The organism is Kitasatospora sp. NPDC058444 (genome assembly GCF_042721415.1).
GTDB lineage: Bacteria > Actinomycetota > Actinomycetes > Streptomycetales > Streptomycetaceae > Kitasatospora.
The window spans coordinates 1-5,353 of the sequence record NZ_JBHXLL010000088.1 but is presented as its reverse complement, the minus strand read 5'-3'; the positions used below and the strand labels follow the sequence as shown (position 1 = coordinate 5,353).

The window sequence follows — 5,353 nt, the reverse complement described above, 5'->3', positions numbered from 1 at the left end:
AGTACGCCGCACGGAACACCCCTCTGAGCAGGGAAGCCCGATACCCCTCCTCGCATGCAAGGACACGGCCAGGCAGACCGCCGCCCGAGACCACGCGGTGCTGACCCGTAGATGGCGGCGACTCAGGAGGCACTGCGCCGCGAGCGAGCCCCGGCACCGATCTCCCCGGCCTCCTTGCCCGCCTCCGCGACGGCCTTGCCGCCGACCGTTCCACCGCCGCCCGGCGACGGTGGGCCGAGCCGCAGCGGACAAGCTCGCGCGAGACCTGGCCGACCTTCCACCAGGCCGAACCCGCCGGTGCGATCGTCGCCGCCCTCGGGGCTCTTGCAGGCTTCACACGGCCGGAGCGCCCGACAAACGCCTTCACTTACCTGTTCCGAGCACCGTCCCGACTCCGGCAGCAGACGCCCGCACGGATGTGTCCACCGAGATCGGCTGCTACGGTGCCGGCGGCCGCGTCCACGACGAGCCCCGGCCCGGCGACTGGGTGGCCGGGCGCCGGGCCTCGGGGAAGATGGCCGCGACGGCGGCACCGGCTACGGTGAGATGCCCGGCCTTCGCACGGCCGGCCTGGGGCAGGGATCACGAACCTGATCGTTTGCCAAGTGATCTTGACTGGCGCGATTGAATCCGTCGTCACTACGGTTGGCACATGGAAGAGCTGCCAGAGGGTGTGGACCACGATGTCCTGGACCGCTACATCCTGGACCGCCGAATCGGCCCGGCGCTTCGGATGATCAGGGACGCGTCCGGCTGCAGGCTCAACGAGGCGCTCGGGGTCTTCTGCGCGCGATACGAAGAGCTCCGCCGCGACCGGCCGGACGAATTCAAGCTGAGCCGCGAGGAGTACGCCCACGAGGTCTACACCTGATCCGCAGCCTCCTTGACGGCCCGACCGCGGCCTGGACGTCGTCGTCACCGCGGCGCGTCCGCGTCGTTGCCGCTCGCCGACCCTTGCAACGGGACGCCCGGCCGCGGCCTCCGCCGCCCGCCGGCCTGCTGCCGCTGCGCCGGAGTGGCCGGGCCCCCACCCGAGCCGTCATCCCGGCCGGGCCGCGCAGCCCCTCCCGCCATGCCACCGTCGGCCCGCATCAGCTGGCACCATGCCGTTCTCGGCGGCCCCGCCGCCGTCCTGCCGGTCGCCCGTCTGGCCGGGCCGTCTGCCGTCGACCCCTTTCGCCATCGGACGTACGTCGCCGGGCCCGGCCCTGAGCGAATCCGCCGCCCCAGGTCGTTCCAGGACCGCCACCGCGTGACCGGGCCCGCCGTCCCGCATGCCCGACGGTACTGATGTCGGCGACGGTTGAACCGTGACCCGCTTCGGACGGTTGAGTTCTGACCCTCGCGTCGTCGGTGGTCTTGTTCAGTCGTTGTCGGTGGTGGGGACGCGGCCGAGTTCGCGGCCTCGCATGCGGTAGGACTCGCCTTTGAGGGAGTGGACCTCGGCGTGGTGGACGAGTCGGTCGATCATCGCGGCGGCGACGGTCTCGTCGCCGAATGTCTCTCCCCAGCGTCCGAAGGGCTTGTTCGAGGTGACGATCACGCTCGCGCGTTCGTATCTGTTCGAGATCAGCTGGAAGAACAGGTTCGCGGCCTCGGCCTCGAAGGGGATATACCCCACCTCGTCGATCACGATCAGCGGGTAGCGGCCGAGCTTGACCAGTTCGTCCTGGAGCCGGCCGGCCTGGTGGGCGGCGGCCAGGCGGTCGACCCACTGGGCGGCGGTGGCGAACGCGACCCGGTGGCCGGCCTGGCAGGCCCGGATCGCCAGCCCGGTCGCGATGTGTGTCTTGCCCGTGCCCGGCGGCCCCAGGAAGATCGCGTTCTCCTTGGCCGCTATGAAGTCCAGGGTTCCCAGGTGAGCGAGTTGCTGGCGGGTCATTCCGCGCAGATGGGCGAGGTCGAGTTCCTCGATGGTCTTGATCGCGGGGAAGCGGGCGGCTCGGATGCGGCCCTCGCCGCCGTGACTGTCGCGGGCCGAGACCTCGCGCTGCAGGCAGGCGACGAGGTATTCGAGGTGGCTCCAGGACTCGGCCTGCGCGCGTTCGGCGAGCCGCTCGGCGGCGTCCAGAAGGGCGGGGGCTTTCATCGCACGGGCGAGGAAGGCCAGGTCGGCGGTGGTCTGCCGGGTGGTGCGGGCGGCGGGAACGCCTGTCTTCGCCGCGTCGGTGGCGGTGTTCGGGGGTTGGGGAGCGGTGCGGGCCATCAGGTGTCCTCCTTCCCGGCGCGGCCCTCGATGAGGGTAAACATGCGGTCGTAGGTGCCCAGTTCGCGTTGCTCGACCTCGATGCCAAGACTGTCCGGGGCCAGCACCACGGCCCGGGCGATGGCCGCGCGGGCGGCCTGCTGGTGGATCACCTCGCCGCGCATGAGGTCGGCCGCGGCGGCGTGGTCGGGATCGGTCAGGCTCTGGTGCCTGGCCCAGCAGCGCGGATGGCGGGCCACGATCTCCTCACCGCAGGTGACGGTGATCTCCTCGGCGTCGGCGCGGACCATCACCGTCCTGCCGATCGCGCGAGGGTGGACGGAGTAGTCGTTGGTGTCGACGCGGATGTAGTGGTCGCGGCCGATACGGACGCGAAGCGGCCACCAGTGGGGCGGGGTGACCGGCGGGATAGTGAGCATCGCGGCGCGGTCCGTCTCCCACCGGTCCGCGGGGCGGGCGTCGATCGAGCGGTGATGACGCCGGTTGGCGATCTGCAGCCACGCGGCCAGCTGGCGGTTGAAGTCGCCGGGCCCAGTGAAGGTGCGGCCGGGCACGAAGCTGGTCTCCAGGTAGCCGTTGGCCCGCTCGACCAGGCCCTTCGCTTCCGGATCGCGGGGCCGGCAGAGGTGCACCCGGGTGGCGAGCAGGCCGGCGAACGCGGCGAACTCGCCGGTCAGCCTGCCCTTGCCCACGCCGGTCTCGTTGTCCCAGACCAGCGTCTTGGGGACGGCTCCCCAAGTGGAGAGCAGGCGCCAGTGTCCGTCGATCAGGTCACCGGTGGTCCGCGAGGGCAGCATCCGGGCGGTGATCACCCGCGAGTAGCCGGACACGATCACGAGCACCGGCGGGCGGCCCGACTGGCCGTAGCCGAGCGGGATGTCCACCGGCGGGAACCACAGGTCGCACTGGGCGAGCTCACCGGGCTGGTAGACGGTCCGCGAAACCGGATCCGCCGGCAAGTAGGCGGGACGCAATTCGCGCACGCGCTCCTTGAGGATCGTCATCCCGCGCTCCCAGCCGATCCGCTCGGCGATCACGGTGGCGGGCATCGTCGGGGTCTGCTTGAGCAGCTCGCGGATGCAGGCTCCACGGCATCCACTGCCGAGCCCTTCAGCGGTCGCTGGTAGACCGGCGGCCGGTCGCTGGCCAAGGCCCGCTTCACCGTGTTCTTCGAGATGCCCAGGTGCCGGGCGATCGCCCGGATCGGCATGTGCTCGGCCCGATGCAGCCGGCGGATCTCAGCCCAGTCCTCCACGGAAATCACCCTCTCCTCCTGACCCTCAATGAAGATCAGGATGATCAGACGATCGCGAGGTGGGTCACCGTTGATCCGCCGTTCAGCGGTCAGTTTTCACCCGACGCCGAGACCTGACCGGCCCGGACTGGTACGGCCAAGGCTGGGACGATGCCGTCAACCGGCTGCGCGACTTGGCCGGCTAGAGGCAGATGTACGGGCGCGCACGGGCTTCAGCCTGCTACGCAAGAGGGTCATCCTTGCCCCTTGATCACATGTCGGTGACAGATGACATGATCCCGAGAAGGATGGTGACGCCATGCGCACGGACGTGATGCAGTTCGCTGAACTGGCCGGCCTGACGGCTGAGCCAGTCGGACCGTCGCTACCGTGGGATCGGTCGCGCGACGCGTGCGGAGTAGAGTTCCCCGCGGACTACCGAGAGTTCATCGACCAATTCGGGCCCGGAGAGGTCTGCAACTACCTGGGTGTGAACGCTCCGTGGCCATGGCCGGGCTCATCGCAAGACGGAGCGATCTTCCGTGTTTTCACATCGAGGACCATCGATGACCTTGGTCCGGTGTTCCGGGAAATGCGCGACGAGGACCCGGCCCTGTGTCCGTATCCGCTCCTGCCGGAGCCGGGGGGACTGCTCCACTGGGGTGGCACCGTGCAAGGCGACCAGTTCTTCTGGCTCACCAACGACCCAAACCCCATGGAGTGGCCGGTGGTGGCGTGGTTCCGAGGGAAAGACCTGAGCGACGCGTGGCAGCGGTACAACATGCGCTTCGTCGCTTTCCTCGTCCATGCCTTGTCGGGCGAAGACCAGGACATGCATGACCTGCTCAACTGGCCCAACAAGCCGGTCTGGCAACGGACTGGCTAAAACAGTCACAGGGAGTAGGCGCATCGCAAAGGTGGCTCTGTCGCTGATTGAGGGGTCTGTGACGACCAGGAACGGGTGGCGGGCATGACCTGGGCGTGATGGATACGGTGGGTGTGGCTGATCTTCTCTTCCCTGCGATCGGCGTGGAGGTCGAGGAGATGGTTCTCGGGGACGACGAGGTTCGTCTCGCCTTGCGGCCGGCGGCTGTGCCGGCCGCCTGTCCCGGGTGTGGGCGGAGATCGTCGCGGTTGCACTGCTGAAACCGGACCGCGCCGAGTCGATCACCCCTACCCCCGCCGGGGGAGATCAAGACCCTTGCAGGATCAATGCGGTGCTGCACTAGTACTGCAACGGTGTTTACCGTGACGTCCGTTGGGCTCGTTCGTTGGGCTGTTCATGGGTGGGGACATATCCGAGGTCGATGCTCGTTTCTGGTCGGATGGGTTGGCTCGGCTGCACGAGCGGTTTGCGCAGCGGTTCGCGCGGAGTGAGTCGCGGGAGTCCGCGCTGGTGTATATGCGGGGTCTGCTGGCGCCGTTGGAACGGAAGAACGGCTGGACGGTGGCCGAGGAGGCCGGTCACGGCGGGCCGGACCGGATCCAGCGGCTGCTGAACCGGATCGACTGGGACGCGGACGGGGTGCTCGACGACGTGCGCGAGTACGTCGTCGAGCACCTGGCCGATCCCGGCGGTGTGCTGATCGTGGACGACACCGGGTTCCTGAAGAAGGGCGTGCGGTCGGCCGGGGTCCAGCGGCAGTACTCCGGCACCGCCGGCCGCACCGAGAACTGCCAGGTCGGCGTCTTCCTCGCCTACTCCGGACCGCTCGGTCGGACCCTGATCGACCGGGCGCTCTACCTGCCGAAGTCCTGGACCGACGACCGCGAGCGCTGCCGGGCGGCCGGGATCGGCGACGAGGTCGAGTTCGCGACTACTGACTTCGGCTGATCAGGGTGATGTTGGGGTGTCGAGGGTCAGGCCGGTGCCGGCTATGAAGCCGTCGAGGGTGTCGGGCCGGTACTGCAGG

The 5,353-nt window shown here is 69.1% G+C and carries 3 protein-coding genes and 2 pseudogenes; 3 read left to right on the top strand and 2 right to left on the bottom strand.

Annotation, left to right across the window (positions count from 1 at the left end):
* Positions 1-652 precede the first annotated feature (652 nt).
* Positions 653-871 carry a hypothetical protein gene (locus tag ACFWP2_RS39425; protein ID WP_380460935.1) on the top strand — a complete coding sequence of 73 codons (219 nt, stop codon included), beginning with the start codon at positions 653-655 and terminating at the stop codon, positions 869-871.
* 492 nt (positions 872-1,363) lie between these two features.
* Here the strand turns inward: ACFWP2_RS39425 and istB are convergent, their stop codons facing one another.
* Both istB and istA read right to left on the bottom strand, forming a co-directional pair.
* Positions 1,364-2,206 (bottom strand): IS21-like element helper ATPase IstB, encoded by an 843-nt coding sequence (gene istB / locus ACFWP2_RS39420; RefSeq protein WP_380460933.1) that lies wholly within the window; start codon positions 2,204-2,206, stop codon positions 1,364-1,366.
* Positions 2,206-3,470: pseudogene (gene istA / locus ACFWP2_RS39415) on the bottom strand (IS21 family transposase). Before istA ends, istB begins: the two are co-directional and overlap by 1 nt.
* Positions 3,471-3,759: 289 nt before the next feature.
* Between istA and ACFWP2_RS39410 the strand changes: the two are divergent.
* Together ACFWP2_RS39410 and ACFWP2_RS39405 are read left to right on the top strand one after the other, a co-directional pair.
* Positions 3,760-4,326 carry a hypothetical protein gene (locus ACFWP2_RS39410; RefSeq protein ID WP_380460931.1) on the top strand — a complete coding sequence of 189 codons (567 nt, stop codon included), beginning with the start codon at positions 3,760-3,762 and terminating at the stop codon, positions 4,324-4,326.
* 396 nt (positions 4,327-4,722) lie between these two features.
* Positions 4,723-5,259, top strand: a pseudogene (locus ACFWP2_RS39405) (IS701 family transposase); the annotation flags it as partial.
* Between the last annotated feature and the right edge of the window lie 94 nt (positions 5,260-5,353).